This is a genomic window from Halobacteriovorax sp. (assembly GCF_048381875.1).
GTDB classification, from domain to species: Bacteria; Bdellovibrionota; Bacteriovoracia; order Bacteriovoracales; family Bacteriovoracaceae; genus Halobacteriovorax_A; species Halobacteriovorax_A vibrionivorans.
Genome location: NZ_JBLXBP010000003.1, coordinates 132,256 through 153,981 on the forward strand (window position 1 = coordinate 132,256; position 21,726 = coordinate 153,981).

A 21,726-nucleotide genomic window follows, 5' to 3' on the forward strand; every position below is an offset into this window, starting at 1 on the left:
AGCAATAAACGAATCGGGTGTTGTGGAGTGCATGCGTAATTAATTAAGGTGATTTTATCGATGTCGGTAAATAATGCCGATTTAGCAGGCTAAGTTATTAATAATATGAACGAGATCAGTAGGGAAGATGTCTATACTGGACTATTCAAGTAAAGTAAAAATATGCTATATTGCGTCTAATGCTTAAGAAAATGATTCTACTATTCATCCTTGTAGGAGGGCTTCTCAGTGGTTACCTCTTCACGCAAGTACCAGTTTTAAATATTAATAAACTGGCAAATAGCTACGTCAAAAATGAATATAGGAATGAGTCAATTCATTACCGTATCGTTCACAAGAGACCTCGCAAGTGGGCAAGTCTTAAGGCCTTACCAAAGCATGTTTACTATGCTTTTATTGTTAGTGAGGATTGGTCCTTCTATAACCATCAAGGAGTTGATCTAAGGCAAATTTACATGGCCATCAAGGATCATTTAAATGGAGAGAAGTTAAGAGGGGCAAGTACGATCTCACAGCAGCTGATAAAGAATCTCTATACAAAGAGTGAAAGAAGTCTGCAAAGAAAAGTATTTGAACTCTTTTCGACTATGTATTTAGAGAATCGTTTAACAAAAGATAAGATCCTAGAAACTTATTTAAATATCATTGAATTTGGAGAAGGACTTTACGGTATCACAGAGGCCAGTTGGTTTTACTTTAAAAAACGACCAGATGATCTAAATCCAAAAGAGGCTGCATTTCTAGCAATGTTACTTCCAAATCCCAAAGTATACTCTCAGTCTTTTCGCGATAAAGAGTTAACAGAGTTTGCTAATAAAATTGTAAATTCAATCTTGAATAAGTTGAAAGTCGTAAAAGTAATCACACCTGAAGAGTTAGATGATTACCGAGATTCAAATCTTTCATTTGAGAAAACAAAAGTACAGTCCGTAAAAAATAAGAAGCAGATACTAGAAGATGAATTCTTTGAACTTTAAAGAACTATTAAAAAATGTCTATTCAGATGTTGGCCTAGCAGAAGCTAAGACAAGACGTGCTCTTTTATCTGAGCAAATGTATGATAATGAGAAAAAAGGCCTTGATTGCATGAATTGTACTGGGCGCTGTTGTACATACGAAGCGAATTCAATGCAAATAACATCGATTGAAGCACTTGAGGCCATGGCAGCTCTAGAAGAAAAAGATCTACTGAATCAAGAAACAAGAAGACGATTAGAGGACTGCATATCTGAATTCAGGCTGGATAAATATATTCAAATAGGAACTGGAGAGTTTTTTAGAAAATCTTATACATGTCCTTTTTATTTTTATCCAAGTTTTGGATGTGGCCTAGGCGTTGATCATAAGCCTTATGGCTGTATTGCTTTCAATCCATGTGAGCCGGGACAAAGCGAAGGTGGAAATTGTCAAAGTGATTTAGATATTCAAGAAAAGCGAAACCTTCAATTTGAAGAAAGTGAAGATCTCGCTGATAAGTATCTTTTTGAAAAATTTGATATTTCACCTTTAAAAGAGCCAATTCCAATTAAGCTCTTAGAGATTTGGCGAAAAGTTTATTCAGAAAAATTTTAAAGGTTTTTTGAAATCAAATCTTCTAATGGTTGAGGTAGGACAGCATTTGGAACTTTCATGATAATATGGCCGCCTTCTTTATTTTGAAATTTTCCAAAGCTATCATCAAAGCGAAATTCTGCATCTTTAAACTTCCGAACATTGATCTCATTGCCATTGACTTGGTCGACGAATGCAGACTCAAACTCAAGTTTTTCTAAAGAAAGCTCTTCATTTAAGATGAAATACCACTGATAAAGTTGGTCCTTTTTCGCGTCATCTGCAAGACCAAGTTTCTTTACTTCGATCACAGATACATTTTCATTCATAAAATAATAGAGAGTTTCAAATTTCTTATCCATAAAAATATTTTACGTGGATTTCTTCATAAGCGCAAAAAAGATATGAATTCAGATTTATATGGCCGAAGGAGTGTAGGGTTGTTCAAAGAATGTATATAAGAAAGAATTGCTATAAAAAGAAAGAAGAAATGAATTTTTAGTAATGGACACTCCATCCAGCCGATATAAATATCTGAATCTGAAATTATCTTAGCATAAATGTAGATAGTGTCAAATAAAAGTTTGGTTGTTGAAACTGGGGTTTGTGTGTCGCTACAGTGCGATTAATAGAAGCTATAATAGGGCGGAAGTTATATTCCACCCTATTATTATGCCGCTAGGCGGCTTTATTTCCACTTACAAGTTCAATTACTGACTTAACTACATTATCAAGGTTATTTGCTTGATTTTTAAGGTTTGACGCTTCTTTAGAAGCTTCTTGGGCCGAGTTGTTATTTTGAAGAGTTGTTTCATCAATTAGACGGATTGCATTCGTGATTTCATTAACTCCCTGGGTTTGTTCCGAACATGCATGCGCAATTTCAGTAATTTTCCCATTAACATTTTGAACATTGAAAACAATTTTATCCAGAACCTCTTTACACTGGCTTGCTTTTGTACGGCCGGCTTCAACTGTTCTTCCGCTATTATCAATTACGTCTTTTACCATTGTTGTCGTTTGAGAAACGATGTTTTCTACATTTTTAATAGATTCATCGATTAAGACTTTTATCTCATCTGAAGCTGACCCTGACATTGACGCTAAAGATCCAATTTCTTCGGCAACGACCGCAAATCCTTTCCCACTTTCTCCAGACCTTGCAGCCTCAACTGAAGCATTAAAAGATAGCAGTTTCGTTTGAAAAACAATATCGTTAATAACTTGGGTCTTGCTTTCTATTTCTTTAATGATATTTAAAATCTCTTGAATTTGATTATTACTATGCTCCATCTTTTTCATGGCATCAGTATTATTCTCAGAGATGTTCTCAATTGCCATAAGCATTTCATCAATTGTTTGCTTACCATTTTGAACCTCTCTTTCCGATAATTCTCCTGATTTTTTTGATTCTTCAGCAAACTCTGTATTTCTGCGAATCATTGATGAGATTTCATCAACAGAAGCAACTGTTTCCTGAAGAGATGCCGCTTGTTCATTAGTGGCAGCTGAAAGTTGCGTCGATGTATTCAGTGTTGTTGTTGAGCCACGGGCTACAAATTGAGAGGTTTCCTTTAATTTATTGGCCATTAAAAGAAGAGGAGTTGATACACCAGTTTTTAAAACAAAGGTAAAGATTGCTGCAATAATTAATAAGCCAATAATTCCAAATGAAGCTTGCTTTAGAAAGACACTCAAAATATAGTTATTAACGTCTTCAACATAGATGCCTGTTCCTAAAACCCATCCCCATGGCTTAAATAATTCAACATAAGAATATTTTTCAACAAATTTATTCTTATCATTCTTACTATTCCAGATATAGTTAATGAATCCTTTGTCTTGCTTCTTAACAAGGGTGACAATATCATTAAAAAGTGGCTTACCTGCTTTATCTTTAAAATCTGCGACACTCTTTCCTTGTAAGGACTCACTTGGATGGATGATCATGTTAGGATGTAAGTCGTTTACCCAGATATAGTCATCATGATCTCGTCCATAACGAATTGTCTCAATATAGTGTTTACTAATACTCTTTGCTTCTTCAGTTGTGTATTCACCTTTTTCAACCTTTTCATTCATTGCAACTAAGAACTTCATTGCTGTTGTTGTGACATCTTGAATTTGGTGGCGCTTTTCTTTTAAAAGTGCCTCTTTTGTTGAAACATATGAATAGGCAATAAAAATTGAAGTGAAAATAAAAAATGGAATAAGTGCCATTAATAAGATCTTGGTATTAAGACTAAGTTTCTTTGTAAATGTTTTCATATTTCTCCTACGAGCTCTTTCTAATTTGATTCTTGAGGTCGTATCGACATTGAAGTAAATAGGGTTAGCAATTCAATATTTTTAACTTAGGGTATTTTTGACACTTGTGTATAATAAAACTACTTTTATTTAAAAATGAGATTCACCATGAAGAATATAATGACAAAGAGAATAATACCCACAATCGGAATCATCATCGGTATTATCTATATTCTTAATCCAACAGCAGGTGTCATTGAAATCATTCCGGATAATCTTCCCTACATTGGCAATCTTGACGAGGCCGGTGCCGTCTTATTGATCATTTCTTGTATTAAACAACTAAAGTCTAAGTAGAATTTATTCATACTGGTGACATTTTGCTCACTAATCTTAGTCGAAGGTGCTCAAAGGTGACCACTTTTTGACCATATTGTGACATTCGTACAGAAAATATACAATAAAGCTATGTAAGTAGCTGAAAGCCAATGAACTTTTATGGCACTGTTGTTGCTTACATATAAGGTGTTGAATTATTAACCACACAAAAAAGAGGAATGAAAATGAAAGTATTTAAGGCCCTATTTATCACATCAATCTTATCAACTTCAGCAATGGCAGCAACAACAGGTTCACTTGTTCTCAAAGGAACAGTACCTGCAATTGTATCAATTACAGTTACGCCAGAAGCACTAGCTTCAACACTTCCACTAGATACAACTCAAGCAGATTCAAAAGTAGCGACAGTAAATGAAGCTTCAAACTCTGTTTCGGGTTACACAGTTTCATTTCAGTCGGCTAATAGTGGAAGTCTAGTACATGAGTCAGTAGGATCATCTTCAATTGATTATGACCTAAAATATGATGGTGCGGATGTTGACCTATCAACAACAGATGTTTTTACATTTCCATCAGCGGCAAGCGTAAATGTTGATAAAGACTTAACAATCTCATACACAGGTGTTCCACACGAAGACCTAATTCAAGGTGATTACGAAGACACAGTGACACTTACAATTGCAGTAAACTAATAAATACTAAAGTTTTTTAGTCAGATAACCGAAAGGCAGAGTAATGAAGTCAATTACTCTGCCTTTTTTGTTATTTATGCTTATCTCTCAAGTGAGTTTTGCTCAAAGAGGAAAGACCTTGCGGCTAAGAGGTAGGGTTCCTGCATCTGTGAAAGTTGTCACAAATAATAAAGAAAAAGGCGGCAAGGATACCATCAAATCTAATATTGATAAGCAGTCATATACCATCAGAAAAGTTAGAAAAATCAATCACGAAATTTACGAGATATCTTTCCACTAATATCTAAAACGAGATTAATCAGTTATAATAGTAGAGCAGTTATAGACTCTTGGGAGGAGACTTGAAACGAATTGTTTTACTGGCAATAATACCATTATTATTTTCATTCACTTTCAGGCCAACAAGCCAAACTATCGATATAAATAATAAGCAAAAATCAACTCAATTTCTTATTGAAAATACAACAACAGAAATTATTCCTGTTACGGTAAAAGGCTTTCTGCGTCTCCAAAATAAAGATGGAACAGAAAAGCTTCCAGTTACGAATGATATAAAAGTCTTTCCACCGCAATTAATAATTTCACCAGGTGAGAGAAAGACAATTCGAGTTGATTGGAGTGGCCCAAGCTCTTTAGAGACAGAGCGAGTTTATCGAGTTGTTGCAGAACAAGTTCCTTTGAAAGTTTCTAAAGGTGAAAAGAAAAACCGCGGCGGGATAAAGATGCTTCTTAAGTATATGAATGTCGTCTATATTCCAGCAAAGAGGCCATTTTCTAAAGTTGAAGCATTAAAGTATGAAGCGAAGAATAATTGGATATATCTAACCTTGAGAAACTCTGGGAATACCCATCAGTATATTAAGAACCTAGAAGTAAGTTTTGTAAAAGGTAAGAAAAAGCTTAGCTTATCACGTAAGGCCCTCGATAATTTAAATGGTCAAAATATTTTGGCAAACACCACTAGAGTATTTAAGTTTAAGAATGATTTGAATCTTACTTCTGGTTATAAGGTTAATATCAAGTTTGATAAGTAATAAGCTTCTCTATATTTCACTGCTCTTAAGTCTTACTTATCCGAGTCATGCTCTTGCACAGTCACAAAGTGAACTTTTTAAAAGTGTCTTTGGAGAAAGTGTTTTTGAAACCTATCTTGAGATTGTCGTCCAAGGCAAGTCGCTCGGAGATGTCGAGGTTCAAGTTAGTGGCGATCGTATTAAGGCCTATAATAGTAAAGTTCTAAGCTTGAAGCTAAAATCAATTCTAAAAGAAGAAAGCTTTAAAGCCTTTGATACATCAAAGAAATGGGTGATTGCTGAATCACTTCCCTATAAAATAAGGTATGACTCACAGAGTTTAAAAGTCTTAGTTGATGTGGACCTTTCTGACTTAAGTCCCGTTTACTATTCATTAGAAGAGAATCCAAAAGTTAAGTATGCTGGACTTGATATAAGGCCTGCTCCAATAGCGGGATCAATCAATTATGTTCTCGATAAGACTTATGGTGACGATTACTTAGGTGGTGAGAACTTCTCTCTTAATATTAAGTCATTTATTAATATGAAGTCTTATGTCCTTGAGATGAATGGGTTTTACGATGAATCTCGTTCTGCTACACCATATAGTGAATGGTCAAGACGTGATTTCAGTTTAACTAAAGACTTTGAAAACCTTCGCATGCGCACCCGACTTGGAGATACAACAACCGGACGATTAGGTTTTATGCAATCAAAGGCCGTTGGTGGTCTAAACGTTAGAAAACAATTTTCAATAAATCCTTATGAGACACCGTATTCTCAAGGAGAAAAAGAATTTCAAATTACAACTCGTTCAAAGGTTCGTACCTATGTAAATGGAACTCTTGTTAAAAGTGAAATTCTACCAGCTGGAAATTATAAGTTATCAAAGCTTCCTCTTGTTAATGGGATGAATAATGTAAGGGTAGAAATTGATGATGGAGCTGGTGTAAAGCAAATTCTAGAATTTGATATTCCAACATCTGTGTCAGTGTTAAAAAGTGGAGAGTTTGATTACTCAATTAGTGCCGGAAGACAAATTGATGATTCAGGTATTACGAGGTCCTACTTTGATGATGACTTTTATAGTGGTTTTATTCAATATGGTGTTAATGATTGGTATACAACGGGTGGTTATTTTCAAAGTGATGCTGATTTCAAGTTAACAGGATTATTAAATGGTGTAAGCACGAAATTTGGTAATTTATTCTTAGGAAATGCATTTTCTAAAAATTCTGATGATAGTGATGGTGTTGCTACAGCGCTAACTTGGCAGTACCAAGATGTTGCAGGTGTATTACTCGAAAATTTTTCAGCAACTTTTCGGTATGAAAATTTTGTAAATAGTTTTCGTTCTAGTTCAGATCTTAATATCAAGCTTTTAAAAAATAATTATCAATTAAACTTAGCTCTTCCTCTATTTAAGAGAGGATCGTTAAATATCGGTGCAGGTTTAGCTGATTATAAAGAAGCATCTGATGGGAATAAGAAGTTTGTCAGAGGCTCAATCAACTACAATCCAACAAGACATTTAAATTTAAGTGTTTATGCTGCTCATACTAAAGACTCGACTCTTGGAGACGACAATTCTGTTTCGGCCTTTTTAACTTGGTCATTTCCTTCAAAGAATCGCTATATTTCAGCTTTCCACGATTTTGATAATAAAACCTCACGAATTTCATACACTCAAGATAATAGTAGTGAACTATATACTCCTCGTTATACTATATCTGCTGATGACGATAAGACATCTTCTCAAGTGAGTTTCTCTTCAAGTCTTCCTACGCCTATGGCCGACTTCTATTTAAGAAGTCGATATTCGAGACTTTCATCAAATGAGTCATATAAACAACTAGGTATTGGACTTTCGACGACAACACTCTTTGCTTACGATGATGGTTTTGGCTTTGCACAGGCGAGAACTAATACAAATAGTTTTGCTATCTTCAAAACGAGTGATGAGTTAAGTAATCAAAAATTAGTTATTAAGTCCACATCTTCCTTTGCAGATACAAAGTCACCTCTCTTAGGTGATCTTGCCATTACTGACATGGTCGCTTACCAATATCGTGATGTGCAGCTAGATCCATCACTATTAAATTATGGAACAAGCTTAGAAAAAGAAAAGTTTATTCTCTTTCCTACTTATAAATCTGGGCATCTTATTAAAGTGAAAGATAACGGACTCTTTAGTTTAAAAGGGAAGCTGACTAGAAATGGGAAGCCTGTTTCTCTAGAGGTGTGTCAGCTAGGTAGTAAAGTCTTCTTTACTGATCGAGATGGTAGCTTCTTTGTTGATAAAGTTGATGTTGGGGATACCTTATTAAAAGTTAGTGGAAAGAAAATTCGAAAACTTTCAATCAAAAATGGTTTGAAAGGGATAGTCGATATAGGTAGGATAAATATTAATTAGGTGTAAATATGAAGAAAGTTATTCTGGTTTTTATAGTATTATTCTCACATCAGGTATTCTCTGCTAGAGAGTGTGATTATACTGTTACAAGTAATAACTTTACAGGAACTCTGACAAATAGTGTTCAAGCTGTTTCACATAGCTTTATAATTAAAAGAGAGAATAATGCAAATAGATGTCGTACATTTAGAGCATTCTTTAGTCGAGGTGGAGCAGGAAATTATAATAGACAAGCTAGCAGCGGTAGCTCATCAATACCTTATAATCTCTATAGTGATAGCAGCCTTGTAACCGTATTAAAAGACTATCCTGATGCTAGTCAGCCAAGTGAGTATATCTCTGGAAGTCTTCCTGCGAATAATACAGATTATAATTTTAATTTCTTTGTAAAGCAGGTGGATCTCGATTCTGTGTTCTCAACTGGAACGGGTTACTTTGGCGATAGCTTACAAATCAGTTTCTACAGTGTTAAAGATAATGGCGAGTTAACTTATGAATCAACGGCCTATTTCTATTTACAGTTAATTATTCCACGTTATGCTGAATTGAGTCTTGTGCCTTTGGGGGGCGCACACGATCCAGCTGCAACTCAGTATGTAATGGACTTTGGCGTTATGACCTCTAATGAAATTCAAAGTGCCTCTTTAAATGTCAAAGGTAATGTTGGCTTTGGGGTTTATATGACTTCACAAAATGGCTCTGTTTTAAAAAAGGGGAGTACCAATATCCCGTATCAGATTCAAGTTGGGCCAACTTCATATCAATCACTTTCAAATCCAGGACAAGAGACTTATATGTTTCAACGTAATTCAGGAACAAGTATCAATGCTGAAAACTATCCCATTAATGTAAAATTGGGGACGGTCCCAACAAGTGCTGAAACAGGTGACTACGAAGATGTAATTACTGTAACAGTAAAAGCTTGGTGAATTTAGTACATCTTCATAAGCTTCAAGGCAATATAGGGTGTTAAATTTAATAGGATGACAACAAGTTTAAAGTTAGCAAGATACTTGAAGTATATTTTAGGTAATTTCTTTTCTTTTATTCCAAAAAGAGTTGAGTGTGTTCTTATAATAAATTTTCGAAATAATACGATGGAGATAGTCGAAAGGGTGAGGAGACCAAAATTAATAAGTGTACACCATCCTAGAAACTCTGTGATGCTATTGATATTGATCTCCATAATTCTTTCCTCTAGTCCTTTTCAGGTAAGTTTTGTGCAAAACCTGAGAAAGCTCGACTTAAGATATACCTTTCACTAGGTTTTTTAGGGTAAGGGTATTTCTTATCAAGACTGCCTTGTTTTGACCCTGTAATTAAATCAAAAAACTGAACTAATCCATTTTTCTTTTCAATGTGATAGTCTAGGGAATTAGATCCACTCTTTTTTATCAATCCATTCCAAGCGAGATACTTATTTCTTATATCATAGACAAAGAAGTTAATATCCATATCTCGATTTGTAGTTGTCGTAAGTTTCTTGTCTCCTGTTGCTTTTCCTTCTGTATCTGTTACATCTTCAGTTTCACGTGAGTTTCTTGTGATGTCATTTTCAATACGAGCAAAGGCAATATAGCGGCGATCTGTTAGGTTTTGGTTTAATAGAGTTAGAGATTGTTCAGATAATGTTGAATCCTCTTCGATTTCTCTAAGCATCTCTCTATAGAGGCCTCGTCCCATACGCTTAACGAGATAGCTTGTGCTATCGATGATGATGTCTTTTCTTTGTTCCTGAACATCTGTACGAAATTGATTGGCCAGATTAATCTTCTTCTTATAATCCCATTTTTCTGTTGTGTGAGTGATGCCTCCAATAGTAAGGCGTCCGTTCACAACATTACTATATGTGAAATCAGCTGTTTTTCTTAAACCATGAACTTTTGTCGCACATGAAGTCATAAAAAGTGCACTTACTAGCACTAGTAACTTGATCATCAAATCCTCCCATTGATTGGCCTTTATATTTTATAGAAAATTGATGGTCTAAACAATAGAGCAAATTTAGGAAATCTTAACTCTGGTGAACATGTTTTGATGGTATATTAAAGATGGTAGAGCTTCACTCGGTTGCTCTGCTCAGCTTGTAGCTCTTGCTGCGAGCATGAAAAGAGGCCCTTACACTTCGGTAAGGGCCTTTTTTTTTATTCTATATTCTAATTGAGAACCCAAGTGATGATTGATATTCAGGTTCTTCTATTTCGCGATGATTTGTGAAAACAGCTGTAATACCTGCATTAAGAGAGAATACTCCAAGCATATTTATACTTAGACCACTTCCTGCATAAGGTGAAACGTATGTCGCAGGCTCCTGTGTAGTGGTAACTCCTGCCTCTGTTCTTTCGTACTTACTTTCACGAGCACTAGCTCCTGCACGCAAATACCAGCGTAGTGAAGAGCCAATATTGTATGCACTTCTTAAACCAAGTTTGTAATTTGTTGATGTCTCGGCCATTTCGACGGTACCAGAATTATAAGTCTCATCTTCTTTTGATTGAGTAACTTCTGCTTCTAGGGACAAATACTGTGGTCCCCAATTAGCACGAGCACCGTAAAACAATCGATTTGATGTATGAGGCGTTGGAAGAATCGACTGGACTCTTTCGTATCCGACTATTGGCTCAATTGTGAGATTTCCTTTTGAGATATTCCCATAGGCCAATACGCTAGTTGAAGAAGAGATAATTAAGATAAATGAAACAAAACGTAAGATATTTTTCATTCTAAAATTATCTCATATTCTAAGCGTCGTTAATGTTAGCGGTAATTTTGATCATCCTTTAGTTTTTATTTGCCTGAATTTACTAGAGCTTAAATTGACTTAGTTACCTACATATCTTTTTATTAATCATATTTTATTTAGAGGGTTTGAAAACATTATCATAGGAGGATATGTGAAAAATTTAATGAGGGCGGCAGTTACACTGTCGATATTATCGAGTAGTGTTTTTGCTTCATCACGAGTTATTCGAGATAATCGATTAAATGACTTGGGTATTTCCCCTGTTTTGGGAAGGGGATATTCCATTGCAACAAATACGTATCAAAGTACTTGTATGGGGCAAGTCAAAACTACTCAACCATCATATGACTTAAAATATCGTTACTTAGAAATTGAACAGGACTGGGAAAGTCAGTATACAAAATCTTTTGAAACAAAGAATACCTTTAAATTCTTATTCTTAAAAACAAACGTAAACCTCTTTACGGAAGTTTCTGGAGAAAATACTTATCATTACCATTATATCTTTGCTGATATTGATGTTGATAGCTATTACCATTCTCTTTCAGAAGGAGAAAGTCAGCTAAGTGAAAGTGCAAAAAGCTTATTGGCAAAAGGTGATGTTGTCGGTTTCTTTGACTCTTGCGGCCCTTATTATGTTCGATCGATTGGTCGTCATTCGAGTTTCTTAGGTTTACTTCGTTATCGCACAACTTCTAGTGAGCGAGATGTAAATTTCGAATTACAACTAAAAGCTAAGATGCGTGGATTCTTCTCTGGTGGCTCATCTGATACGACAATTTCAAGTGAATTTAGAGAAGAGACACAATCAAAAAGGTTAGAAATCAATATTTGGGCCTATGGTTTAGGTAAAGGTGAGATCGCTGATATTATTCCTACAGATATTGATAGTTTCAAAAAGTCCGTTCAAGCAGTTGTTAAAACAATGCAGGATCCAAATGCAGGTCGAGTGACAACTATGGAAGTTGCACCTTGGATTGAGAACACACAATTTCAAGACCTGTTAGAACTTGAAGATGATGAAGGTAAACTTCTATTCGAAAAGAAGAAGAATTTAGAAGCTAATGCTGAAATTATCAGTGAATTAGATCGTATTGATCGCGCTCAAATTGATCAATACTTTAAGGCCAGTAATTGTCGTCGTATTTTAGAAGATGAATATTTAAATGTTGATGATGATTTTAATGGTGGTTATGAGCCGGAAAATACTTATTTTTCTGATTTAACAAAACCAAATAATCAAAACTCTGAAATCTCTCTTGCTGCATTTGATTCAGTTCTCTCACAAGAAAAAGTTGAAGAGTATCTTGCGGCCAATTATCAATTTAATTATGGCCAAGCAGAACCAACACCAGATCCTGAAACCGGAGCATTGGCATGTATTAAACAAATTCATGAGCAAGGAATTGATCAAGTACATTATAGAAATATTCCAGCTTGTTTAGATGCCCGTACGACGAGTGTACCAGTTTCACCACTTCTTGATAGTTACTGTATGCCAGAGCTTTCAAGAGTTATTATTCCAGATGATGCATAATTATGAAAAATAAAATCTTAATATTTATTCTAATTTTTGGTGGGGCCTATTCATGGGCCCTGCCACTACATGATAATAAAATCAATGAAGAGAATTTTCATTCATCCCTTTATATTGATGATCCAAGAGTTACTCAGATTGATGGGCACATGAAGCTTCTTGATGGGTTTTCAAGAAAGTTGTTTAATAGATCAAATACCTGCTTTGAGTTAGATAAGTTTGTCGGTACTCAACAATCTAATATTCAATTAGAGTTTAAACAAAAAGTTGTGGGTACAAATATCTTTAACCCTTTTTTTAGTAAGTATTATAATAATGTTTATAATGGCCATGTCGACGATATTTTAAATAAACAAAACCAACAAACCCAAAGTGCATTTCAAATAGCAGTTCACAAAACAACTTTTGCAAGAGAGCGTGATACTGACTATGTGAATATACAAGATCGCTATGGAGCATTACTTCAGGCAGGTGATTTTTTCACATTTGGTGAATTATGTGCCAGTGGTTATGTGAGCTCATTTGATAAGTATGCAGGTGCGTGGTTTACACTTGTGTTTAATCGAGATGCTGATGGTAATGATGCAGGCTTTATCTCTCTTGTTGAAACTTATATTCGTCTATTTGATTCAACGATAGAGCCAAAGATCCGCGCACAACTTAATCGTGAACTGGCAAATCGTGCTGTAACTCTCTACGCTGAGTTTCGAGGCATGAACCCATTAACAATCCCAATTCAAAATTTAAGAGATATTGAACAATTTAGAAGGTTGATTACTCAAATTAAGTCGGCGATGCTCTCTTCTGATTCTGGATTATATATGGCCTTAGAATATACACCTTGGGGATATAATTATGAGTTCCAGAATTACTTCTATGATTTCTTAAAGCGAAATACCAAACTTCCTACTGAACCAGGAAGAAGACAGTGGTTTAATTTTTATCAAAATATTGAACTTGCACGATTAATGGGGGATGCCTTTGCTACTGAAGCTGATTACGTCGATCGCTTTGAGGTTTGTCGAAAACAGATGCTAAGAGACTATCCTCTTAATCGACAAAATGAGAAGCAACTCTTCGTAAATCACTTGAATCCAAAAGGTCCAGGAGTACCACTAAGTCAGATACATCAATTACTATCAGAAGAAACTCTAAATCAACTCAAGGAGAAATTAAAAAATCTAGAGTCTAGCTATGACGGATCAATTGCAACATGTCATAAAAGGTTAATAGGACAAACTTTCTATACGAATCATTATCAGGACTTTAAAGAGTGTATTTGGTTTGATGAGTTTACTAAAACGCCGACACTTATTGTGGATGCCCTTTGTCCATTAACACCAAAGTAATATATGAATATGTAAACATATGTTGCTAATGGCAAACAATAGTATTTGTTGCCGTCAATCTGGTTAGAGATTTAAAATATAATTTTAACAAGGATTAGTTATGAAATTATATTATGTCTTAATGATGCTCTTTCTAGCATCATGTGCAAATGTCGATCAAATTGATCGAGGCCTCTTATCAAAGAAAATTATGCAATTAGATCCTCACCCTGAAGAAAGTGTTTTTCAGAATGAAGTACGTGCATTTAGAGAAGGTGCTGTTGGTGGAAGTTCTGCTGTTGGAGGTGGTTGTGGTTGTAACTAAATTTAAAAAAACGCTCTTCACTCTACTCCTGTTGCTCGTTTCTATACGCAGCTCTTTTGCGGAAATGTTAGAAGAAGGAAAAACAAAGTTTAAACTTCTCTTTAATGTCTATCATCAAAATAGTGACGATGGTAATCAGGTTTTTGATAACTCTGGAAAAGAAGAAGCCAATGTTGTAGAGCCGATGTTATTCGTTGAGCATCAGATAACTGAAGATACCGCGATCAATGCTCACTTTGTTTTTGATTTTTGGACAGCGGCATCAGACACAAAGCTTGATGGAGCAACTGGAGCGAGTGGGCCTGGACGTGGTGGACAGTCGCGTATTTCAGGAAATATTGGTGTAAGAAAAGAAATTGGTGACTGGGAATTAAGCGGTGGTGTTGGATTCTCTTCTGAATATGATTACCGCTCTTTTAATGGTTCAATTGGAATTCAACGATCAATGGCCAAGGATAATTTTACTATCGGACTTAGTCTTCAGTATTACAAAGATGAAGTTATGTTATTTGAAGACTTAAGTAACCCTCCAACAGCAACGATATCTGAATTCTTACCTCGTGATATTTTTGCTGCGAGCTTAACAGCTTCACAAATTTTAACGAGAAAGGATATTGCTCAATTCGGTCTTACATATGTAAATGCAAATAAGAACCTTGAATCTACTGCTAGCTCTGTTTTAGTTGGTGGAGTAAGACAAGCTGAGGTTCTTCCTGAAACAAGAAATCGTTATGCATTATCTTCAACATGGGTGCATGCTTTTGATGATACTTTTGCGATGAATGCTTCATATCGCTATTACTTTGATCAATGGGATCTCGATGCGCATACAATTCGTTTAGCTTTCCTAAAAGAAATAAATGATGATGAAGACTTCTTTGAGGTTGCTCTTAGATACCACAATCAATCAAGTGTTGAATACTATGCTGATTCTTTTGCGACTGCTGAAGAGTATATGACGAGTGACTCTGATCTCGAAGATTTTTCTTCATACGAGTTATCGACGATGTTAACTAGTCATTATGATACACAAACAATCTATGGGATCGACTTTGATGAAATGGTTTGGAATAATGGTATAACTGCTGCTAAACGCTCAAATGGACTGATCTATGCATATGTTCAGTCATCAATCGGATTTCAATTCTAGGTTTTTTATGAAAAAGATACTACTTTTAATTACTTTTTTACTTTCATTAAATATCAATGCGCAAACCATTAAGGATTTTACTCTTCCTATATATGACAAGAAAGAAAGTTTTCAACTAAAGTCTGCAACTAAGAAATATAAAAAGATTTATCTAAACTTTTGGGCTTCATGGTGTACGGCGTGTATCCAAGAATTAGATGAACTCGAGGCCTTAAAGAAAAAATACGAATCTAAAGGTATCCTCTTTGTTGCAGTTAATGCAGGAGAGAAGAAAAAGAAAATAAAGAAATTTATGAAAAAATATCAATTCTCTTTTTTGATTCTTGAAGATCGCGATCGCACTACTTCAAAAATGTTAAATGTAACAGAGCTTCCACGCTCTATTGTGATTGATAATAATATGAATATACTTTATAGCTCAGATAAGCCACCCAAGGATTTATAGTGTCACTAAAAATTGAAGGGGAAAGTACCATTCGCTGTGAGCATAAATTTAGAGCAATGGGAGGCGAGTTTCAATTACTCTGTTTTCCTCAAACTCATTTATCTAAGCATGATGTAATAAGCATCTTCAAAAAAGCTGAAGAGGAAGTACATCGCATCCAATCTAAGTTAACTGACTTTTGTGACAGTCCATTCAATAGGGTTAATGATTTTGCTGGAATAAAACCAGTAAAGGTTGATAATGAAATATTTAATCTAGTAAAAAGATCCCTTCAAATATCGAAAGCTTCGAAAGGTGTTTTCGATATCTCTTTTGCAAGTGTGGGACATATATGGAGAAAAGCAAAAAATGATGGAAGGACTCTATCTTTTTTAGAGAGAACACAGGCTCAAGCACACATCGATTATCGAAAAATTAAATTAAACCATCTAACAAAGACTATCTATCTACCACATGAACAAATGCGTATTGGGCTTGGCGGTATTGGGAAAGGGTATGCGGTAGACTATGTTTATGAATTTCTTAAAAAAGAAGGAATTATTAATTTCTATGTAAATGGTTCTGGTGATATTCGGGTTCATTCACATAATAGTGCTCCAAGACCATGGCGAATCGGAATTCGAAATCCCTTGTCTAAAGATAGTTCAAAATCAATTGGCGTAATTCAATTATCAAAAGGAAGTGTTGCTTCCTCTGGTGGATATATTCATTTTAATGAACATGAAAAGAACCAAGCTGACCACCATATAATTAATCCTAAGAATGGATGTAGTAATGATGAAATTATTGCTACTACAGTAATTGCTGATGATGCAATTACATCTGATACAACCGCCACTATTTTAATGAATCTTTGTGTTAAGGATGCTCTTCTTTATCTCAATAAGCATAAATTTATTGGATTTATCATAGACAAGTATGGCCAATCCCATCTATCGCAAAAAGCTTTGAAATCATTTGGACTTTAGTGACCGTGCAAAACTGAGTTGGCAGAATGGATGTTTTTCCAAATTAGCTAATGTTAATAAATAATAGTTATTACATAATTAATTCAATCTCTTACAAAGTTGTCTATAAAAGTCATTTGTGAAAATGAGTCGCGAATATATTCTGTTTATTAGCGAAGAGTTTATTTAGTAAGTGCCTGTAACTATGCTTTCATTATTGAAGTTTCTTCGACTATATGGCCTAAATATTCTTTTTTTTGTAAATAAAATATTTTTTCACCGAGATGTAAAAACAGATCTTGTGAGTGAAAAAATTGGAGAGAGAGTTTATGTTTACCAACCTAAGTTTTAAGAAAAAACTGGTATTATTATGTGTATTTATGTCTTGTGTAAGTTTAATGATTGGGGGAGTTGCTCTCTATGGTTTTATAACTTTTTCAAAAGTTTCAGATGATGTAGCAAAGAGAGTTATTCCTAGAACTGCTCTTCTTAATACAATGGATGTTAATTATCAGAAAATACGAATTCAAGTTAGAACATTAGGGCTTGAGAATCTCAGTTTAGATAATCGTACCAGCGCAATTAATAATGCTTTGAAATATGTTAATAATTATGAGAATGCTTCAAAAGAGCTTAAAGCATATGTAACAAGCAAAGAAGAGTTAGAGCTTTATAATAGGCTCGACAGGCAGTGGGAAGACTTTAAAAGTGTTGGTGTTAAGGCGATTGAATTAGGTAAGGTTTATGATGCAGATGCACGAGCAAAGCTATTAGAAATCTTTTTAGTTCATTGCCCAGAGGCAGCAGGCAATTTTCAACAAGCCTTAGATGAATATAATGATAGTATTAAAATTGAATTAAAGAATGCTGTTGCTCTTTCAAATGATGTTTCTAAAGAAATTGAATTCATTGATATGTTACTTATTGTTGTTATGATTTTAGGAACTGGAATTGGATTAACAGTGGGAGTAACATTTGCAAATAGAATGTCTAATTCAATTCGCAAAACATTAGATAGTCTTACAAAGAGTTCTTCTGTTTTAACTTCTAATGCTTCTGATATTTCAAAAACATCTTCAGAGTTATCAGAGGCCAGTCAGGAACAGGATGCCGCATTACATGAATCTTCAGCTTCATTAGAAGAAATTGGCTCAATGGTTAAAATGACTGCTGATAATGCAATGAAGTCATCGCAGCTTGCGACGGAAAGCTATGATCGTGCTTCTAAAGGAAAGAATATTGTTGTGGATATGAATCTATCGATGAGTTCAATTAATACAAGTATTGATACGATTGTGAATGAACTTGATTTAAATAACGATAAAATGAAAGAGATTGCTTCTCTCATAAGTAGTATTGATGAGAAAACTCAAATCATTAATGACATTGTTTTTCAAACAAAGCTTCTCTCTTTTAATGCATCTGTTGAAGCGGCAAGGGCCGGTGAAGCAGGTAAGGGATTTGCTGTTGTTGCAGAGGAAGTAGGTAAACTTGCCCAGATGAGTGGTGGTGCAGCTGTTGAAATCACTGAAATGCTCTCTTCAAGTGTTACACAAGTTAATAATATCATCGAAGACACAAAGAATCGTTTTTCTAAAGTGGTTGATGAGGCTAGATCAAGCGTCACAACGGGAACTGATATAGCCAAAGAATGTGAAGATATTCTAGAAAGTATTGTTACTAGTGTAGAAGGAGTTTCTTCTTCTGTAGGTGAGATCTCATCGGCGACACAGGAGCAATCAAGTGGAATCAATCAGCTACAAACTGCGCTTTCACATGTCGATGTTCTTTCAAAGTCAAATACTGGTATTGCTCAAGATTCATCATTGGTCTCAACTCAGCTTCAAGGGCAAGTCTCAATTTTAAATAAGTCTATCGGTGATATTAAAAGCCTTATCCTAGGTGTAAATGATACGAAAGCGAAAGTCGTATCATTGGAAAAGAAGGTTTCAAGTATTCAAATTCCAGATAGTGAAGACTTTATTAAAAAGGCTGCCTAATATAAGTCAGTAACTTAACTTTGTTTATATACTGCCGATAAGTTTTAAGTGAGGGAGACAAAAAGCTACATTCTTTTACTGAGCTTATTACTTTCAGTAGTTTACGCATCAGAGCATTGTCTTAATAGTCCAAATGAAATTCGGGATAAGATTAATTATCTGAAGGCCCAAGTTATTTGTTCTAATTCAGATGATTTAGCTCAATGCCATAGCTTATTTGATGATAGTAATTTTCAAGAGAATGAAGATTTATCACCTAATGACTTATCTATAGGTGTTTGCTCCCAAAGTGAAACTTCTGCAAAGATTCCTTATACACTGATCTTTTCAACTCAATATCAAAATGTACAGGCCATCGCTCAAAGATTATCAGGACGTGTTAATGTAAATGATGCACTCGACTTTCACGAGCATATGTCCAAGCATAAGAAGAGAATTGTGGACTTGGGAGTAAAGCTACTTGAACGATATCCAGAACGTTTTAAAGAAATTGATAAGGAGACATTAAAAATCGTTTTAGAGGCCCATGATAATGCTAAGGTTACACCTTCAAGTCAATATAACGGACGGCCATTTTATAAGGTTCTTTTTGAAGAAGGTTATGGAAGAAAACTAAATAGAGAAATTGTAGATTCTCTAAATAATGTTGATGGAAAATGGACAGAGGATGCATTTAAAAAAGCAGGACTTTCTCTTGAAGGACTTACTGGCAAAAGAAAGCAGAATGTTTTAAAAAAACGAAAGTTAATACTAAAGATTGAAAAGATAGCAGACTTTGTTGATCGTGGAATGAGTCCGGTCACAAAAGAAGAATTTGGACGCAAAGTAGTTAAAGCAAGTGATAGTAAATTCTTTTTAAAGAATAAGAAAGATAGATTAGCTGCTAAGTTTTTAGAACAAAATTATAATGAATTTACAAAAGGCCATGAGTATCGCCCGCTCTCTGCTTTTGATAAGGCTCGTCTTCACAAACGACTCCTTATACAGGAAAACTACCATAAAATAATACCTAGTAACGTAGCAAAAGCTAAGCTGAGTTCTCGTGCCATTGCAAGTCAAGTGAAGAATAAAACACGAGATGGCCTCGGTCTTATGTCGAAGATACTTTCAAGTACAAAGTTTTTAAAAGCAGCAAATGCAGTCGAATTAATGGGGTACTCACCCTCTACGGCCTGTGCAACACTTGGCTACCACGATTGGATCAAAGATCCACAATGTAAACCTCTTTTGGCATTAAGCCCCAAAGTCATTTCTTTCTTAGGTGAAGATTGGCCAAGACAAAAACAGGCCCTAACTAATGGTGAACATATGTGCCGTGTTGTGGAAACAATCTATGATGATCTACAAACAAATCGATATTCTAATATCTCATGTTCTCAAGATCGATCAGTTGATATCAGTGGAATCGATGGTAAGAGCTTAAAGCTTAATAAGTCCAATGAGGGAGTCATTGATTCGGTTGAATTTTCTTCAAGGGGTAGGCATCGTGGAAGAAGTCTATCAAGTATCGTAAAGTCGATTGATTTTGGAGATGATGGTACTCCTCAAAAGATATGCTTTGAAAAAAAGAAGTCGGCACGTCGTGCACAACTCGTTCAAACCTGTTATTCAGATTTATCTAATCTAAATACTCATCAAGAAGTTTTATTCGAGCGTGCAAAAGAGTTTCTTCATAAGAATTCATTTGATCTTACTCGTGCTTCTTTGTGTTGTGGCACTCCTTCAACTAATAAACATATTCAAGACTTCTGCACCAGTGGTTCTCGTTTACAGTAGAGCAAAGATATCAATTTGATTTCCATCTGGATCTTTAACTGAAGCATATCGTTGTCCCCAAAAAGCATCCCAAGGCTCTTTTTCAATAATTACATCTTTATCTTTTAGCTTATTAACTAAGTTATCAACACTTTGTGGATTGTCTTGTTCAAAACAAAGAGTAATACCAGGAAAGATTGGCCTCTCCCAACTTGGATTGATTTTTTTCATTAGATCATACGAATCGAGCATAAGGCGAAGTCCTGACTTTGTTGTGGCCTCATAATGTTCATCCCCAATTTGGGTAAAATTTAATCCAAAGTTTTCGTAGAATTTTATAGAGTCCTCGAGACTTTCGCATGCAATTCCAATAGCACTAAGATTCATAATGGTATCCTCTAACTAGTTGATTTAATTATTTTAACTCATGAAGATAGTTAAGGAAAACCATAGTTTAGCCGATAAAATTGCTATGATAACAGAACGCCAAAAAGTTATTCGAAGCTTTGCAGCTATTGCCATTTCCTTTACAGCTGTATGGTATTCAACAAATTATAATCCTACGTCTTCTCGTTCAACAGCTTCATTTTTCCAAGTTGGCAATTGCTTTAGTGCACTTAAGAAAATCATAAAAAATTATGAAGTAAGAGTCGGTGGTGATGTGTCTATTATCAATATGAAAGGAGATAATATCCAAGGAAAGATACATAGCTTTGCACGTGGTGGCCTTCAAATTAATAATTCTAAAGGTGCATACCTCATTAGCTATAGTGATATACAAAGTATAAATGATAAAGTTTTAGGTGAAATTGAAATTTATAAAAAACTCTTAGAAGGGGAAGTGGAAAATCTAAAGAATAAAGATGTTAATGTTCACTTCTATAATGGAACCAATCATACTTCAATTGCTGGCCGTGATTTCGAAATTGGTGATGAAACACTTAACTTCACCTCTATTGAAGACGGTAGACGCATGACATTTGCTTATGAGAAAATTTACGGGCTTGATGTCATTGATGCGGCAAAAGAAACTAAGAAGATCAGAAAAGATGTTAAACTACTTGAAGGTGAATTTGTTACTATTGAATTAAAAAGCGGTGAAAACTTAGATGGTACAATTTCTCTTTCTCTTGATGGTAGTCGCGTTGAAATAACAGACGTGGATGATGCTGATGAAGTGATGGCCATTCCTATTACTGATATCAAATCTATTTATCAGTAAATCCATAACAACTGGGCTT

General features: G+C 34.9%; 22 protein-coding genes and 1 pseudogene. 17 read left to right on the plus strand and 6 right to left on the minus strand.

Features of this window, described 5'->3' with window-relative positions:
* Window positions 1-179 precede the first annotated feature (179 nt).
* A complete protein-coding gene (locus ACN5L8_RS09190) occupies window positions 180-977 on the plus strand; it encodes a biosynthetic peptidoglycan transglycosylase (RefSeq protein WP_114705745.1) in 798 nt (265 codons plus the stop codon).
* Complete coding sequence (locus ACN5L8_RS09195; RefSeq protein ID WP_419172869.1) at window positions 967-1,572, plus strand: hypothetical protein; 606 nt, start codon at window positions 967-969, stop codon at window positions 1,570-1,572. The genes ACN5L8_RS09190 and ACN5L8_RS09195 overlap by 11 nt, the downstream gene beginning before the upstream one ends.
* Here the strand turns inward: ACN5L8_RS09195 and ACN5L8_RS09200 are convergent.
* Both ACN5L8_RS09200 and ACN5L8_RS09205 read right to left on the minus strand, forming a co-directional pair.
* A complete protein-coding gene (locus tag ACN5L8_RS09200; protein WP_419172870.1) occupies window positions 1,569-1,913 on the minus strand; it encodes a hypothetical protein in 345 nt (114 codons plus the stop codon). The genes ACN5L8_RS09195 and ACN5L8_RS09200 overlap by 4 nt on opposite strands.
* A 316-nt stretch (window positions 1,914-2,229) precedes the next feature.
* A complete protein-coding gene (locus ACN5L8_RS09205) occupies window positions 2,230-3,819 on the minus strand; it encodes a cache domain-containing protein (RefSeq protein WP_419172871.1) in 1,590 nt (529 codons plus the stop codon).
* A gap of 147 nt (window positions 3,820-3,966) precedes the next feature.
* Here ACN5L8_RS09205 and ACN5L8_RS09210 point away from each other — a divergent pair, with 147 nt between their 5' ends.
* The 6 genes from ACN5L8_RS09210 (at window position 3,967) to ACN5L8_RS09235 (ending at window position 9,184) form a co-directional block, all read left to right on the plus strand.
* On the plus strand, window positions 3,967-4,155 hold the full coding sequence (locus tag ACN5L8_RS09210) for a DUF1232 domain-containing protein (RefSeq protein WP_419172872.1): 189 nt from the start codon (window positions 3,967-3,969) through the stop codon (window positions 4,153-4,155).
* A gap of 206 nt (window positions 4,156-4,361) precedes the next feature.
* A complete protein-coding gene (locus tag ACN5L8_RS09215) occupies window positions 4,362-4,829 on the plus strand; it encodes a fimbrial protein (RefSeq protein ID WP_419172873.1) in 468 nt (155 codons plus the stop codon).
* 43 nt (window positions 4,830-4,872) lie between these two features.
* Entirely contained in the window at window positions 4,873-5,109 is a 237-nt protein-coding gene (locus ACN5L8_RS09220; protein ID WP_419172874.1) for a hypothetical protein, read from the plus strand.
* 61 nt (window positions 5,110-5,170) lie between these two features.
* Window positions 5,171-5,863, plus strand: coding sequence for a molecular chaperone (locus tag ACN5L8_RS09225; RefSeq protein ID WP_419172875.1), 693 nt, complete (start codon window positions 5,171-5,173; stop codon window positions 5,861-5,863).
* Entirely contained in the window at window positions 5,853-8,255 is a 2,403-nt protein-coding gene (locus tag ACN5L8_RS09230; protein ID WP_419172876.1) for a fimbria/pilus outer membrane usher protein, read from the plus strand. The genes ACN5L8_RS09225 and ACN5L8_RS09230 overlap by 11 nt, the downstream gene beginning before the upstream one ends.
* Before the next feature lie 8 nt (window positions 8,256-8,263).
* Window positions 8,264-9,184, plus strand: a complete 921-nt coding sequence (locus ACN5L8_RS09235; protein WP_419172877.1) for a hypothetical protein — start codon at window positions 8,264-8,266, stop codon at window positions 9,182-9,184.
* A 2-nt stretch (window positions 9,185-9,186) separates the two neighbouring features.
* Here ACN5L8_RS09235 and ACN5L8_RS09240 read toward each other — a convergent pair whose 3' ends face one another.
* The 3 genes from ACN5L8_RS09240 to ACN5L8_RS09250 all read right to left on the minus strand — a co-directional run bounded on the left by ACN5L8_RS09240 (window position 9,187) and on the right by ACN5L8_RS09250 (window position 10,977).
* Window positions 9,187-9,441, minus strand: coding sequence for a DUF6868 family protein (locus tag ACN5L8_RS09240; protein WP_419168058.1), 255 nt, complete (start codon window positions 9,439-9,441; stop codon window positions 9,187-9,189).
* 11 nt (window positions 9,442-9,452) lie between these two features.
* Window positions 9,453-10,193 carry a hypothetical protein gene (locus tag ACN5L8_RS09245; protein WP_114705738.1) on the minus strand — a complete coding sequence of 247 codons (741 nt, stop codon included), beginning with the start codon at window positions 10,191-10,193 and terminating at the stop codon, window positions 9,453-9,455.
* A 211-nt stretch (window positions 10,194-10,404) separates the two neighbouring features.
* Window positions 10,405-10,977 carry an outer membrane beta-barrel protein gene (locus tag ACN5L8_RS09250; protein ID WP_120405503.1) on the minus strand — a complete coding sequence of 191 codons (573 nt, stop codon included), beginning with the start codon at window positions 10,975-10,977 and terminating at the stop codon, window positions 10,405-10,407.
* Between the two features lie 172 nt (window positions 10,978-11,149).
* Here ACN5L8_RS09250 and ACN5L8_RS09255 point away from each other — a divergent pair, with 172 nt between their 5' ends.
* The 8 genes and pseudogenes from ACN5L8_RS09255 (at window position 11,150) to ACN5L8_RS09290 (ending at window position 20,506) form a co-directional block, all read left to right on the plus strand.
* The gene (locus ACN5L8_RS09255; RefSeq protein ID WP_419168061.1) at window positions 11,150-12,535 is read left to right on the plus strand and encodes a hypothetical protein; all 1,386 of its coding nucleotides are present in this window, start codon (window positions 11,150-11,152) and stop codon (window positions 12,533-12,535) included.
* Between the two features lie 2 nt (window positions 12,536-12,537).
* Window positions 12,538-13,884: a hypothetical protein gene (locus ACN5L8_RS09260; protein WP_419172878.1), complete on the plus strand. Its 1,347-nt coding sequence runs from the start codon at window positions 12,538-12,540 to the stop codon at window positions 13,882-13,884.
* Between the two features lie 100 nt (window positions 13,885-13,984).
* Window positions 13,985-14,188, plus strand: coding sequence for a DUF4266 domain-containing protein (locus ACN5L8_RS09265; protein WP_419172879.1), 204 nt, complete (start codon window positions 13,985-13,987; stop codon window positions 14,186-14,188).
* Between the two features lie 64 nt (window positions 14,189-14,252).
* On the plus strand, window positions 14,253-15,338 hold the full coding sequence (locus ACN5L8_RS09270) for a DUF3570 domain-containing protein (protein ID WP_419172880.1): 1,086 nt from the start codon (window positions 14,253-14,255) through the stop codon (window positions 15,336-15,338).
* Between the two features lie 7 nt (window positions 15,339-15,345).
* The gene (locus tag ACN5L8_RS09275; protein ID WP_419168064.1) at window positions 15,346-15,783 is read left to right on the plus strand and encodes a TlpA family protein disulfide reductase; all 438 of its coding nucleotides are present in this window, start codon (window positions 15,346-15,348) and stop codon (window positions 15,781-15,783) included.
* On the plus strand, window positions 15,783-16,751 hold the full coding sequence (locus ACN5L8_RS09280; protein WP_419172881.1) for an FAD:protein FMN transferase: 969 nt from the start codon (window positions 15,783-15,785) through the stop codon (window positions 16,749-16,751). Before ACN5L8_RS09275 ends, ACN5L8_RS09280 begins: the two co-directional genes overlap by 1 nt.
* A gap of 329 nt (window positions 16,752-17,080) precedes the next feature.
* Window positions 17,081-18,457 (plus strand): annotated as a pseudogene (locus tag ACN5L8_RS09285) (HAMP domain-containing methyl-accepting chemotaxis protein); the annotation flags it as partial.
* A gap of 321 nt (window positions 18,458-18,778) precedes the next feature.
* The gene (locus tag ACN5L8_RS09290) at window positions 18,779-20,506 is read left to right on the plus strand and encodes a hypothetical protein (RefSeq protein ID WP_419172882.1); all 1,728 of its coding nucleotides are present in this window, start codon (window positions 18,779-18,781) and stop codon (window positions 20,504-20,506) included.
* Here the strand turns inward: ACN5L8_RS09290 and ACN5L8_RS09295 are convergent.
* Entirely contained in the window at window positions 20,498-20,872 is a 375-nt protein-coding gene (locus tag ACN5L8_RS09295) for a VOC family protein (RefSeq protein ID WP_114705729.1), read from the minus strand. The genes ACN5L8_RS09290 and ACN5L8_RS09295 overlap by 9 nt on opposite strands.
* Before the next feature lie 85 nt (window positions 20,873-20,957).
* Between ACN5L8_RS09295 and ACN5L8_RS09300 the strand changes: the two genes are divergently transcribed.
* Window positions 20,958-21,707 carry a hypothetical protein gene (locus tag ACN5L8_RS09300; protein ID WP_419172883.1) on the plus strand — a complete coding sequence of 250 codons (750 nt, stop codon included), beginning with the start codon at window positions 20,958-20,960 and terminating at the stop codon, window positions 21,705-21,707.
* Window positions 21,708-21,726 lie beyond the last annotated feature (19 nt).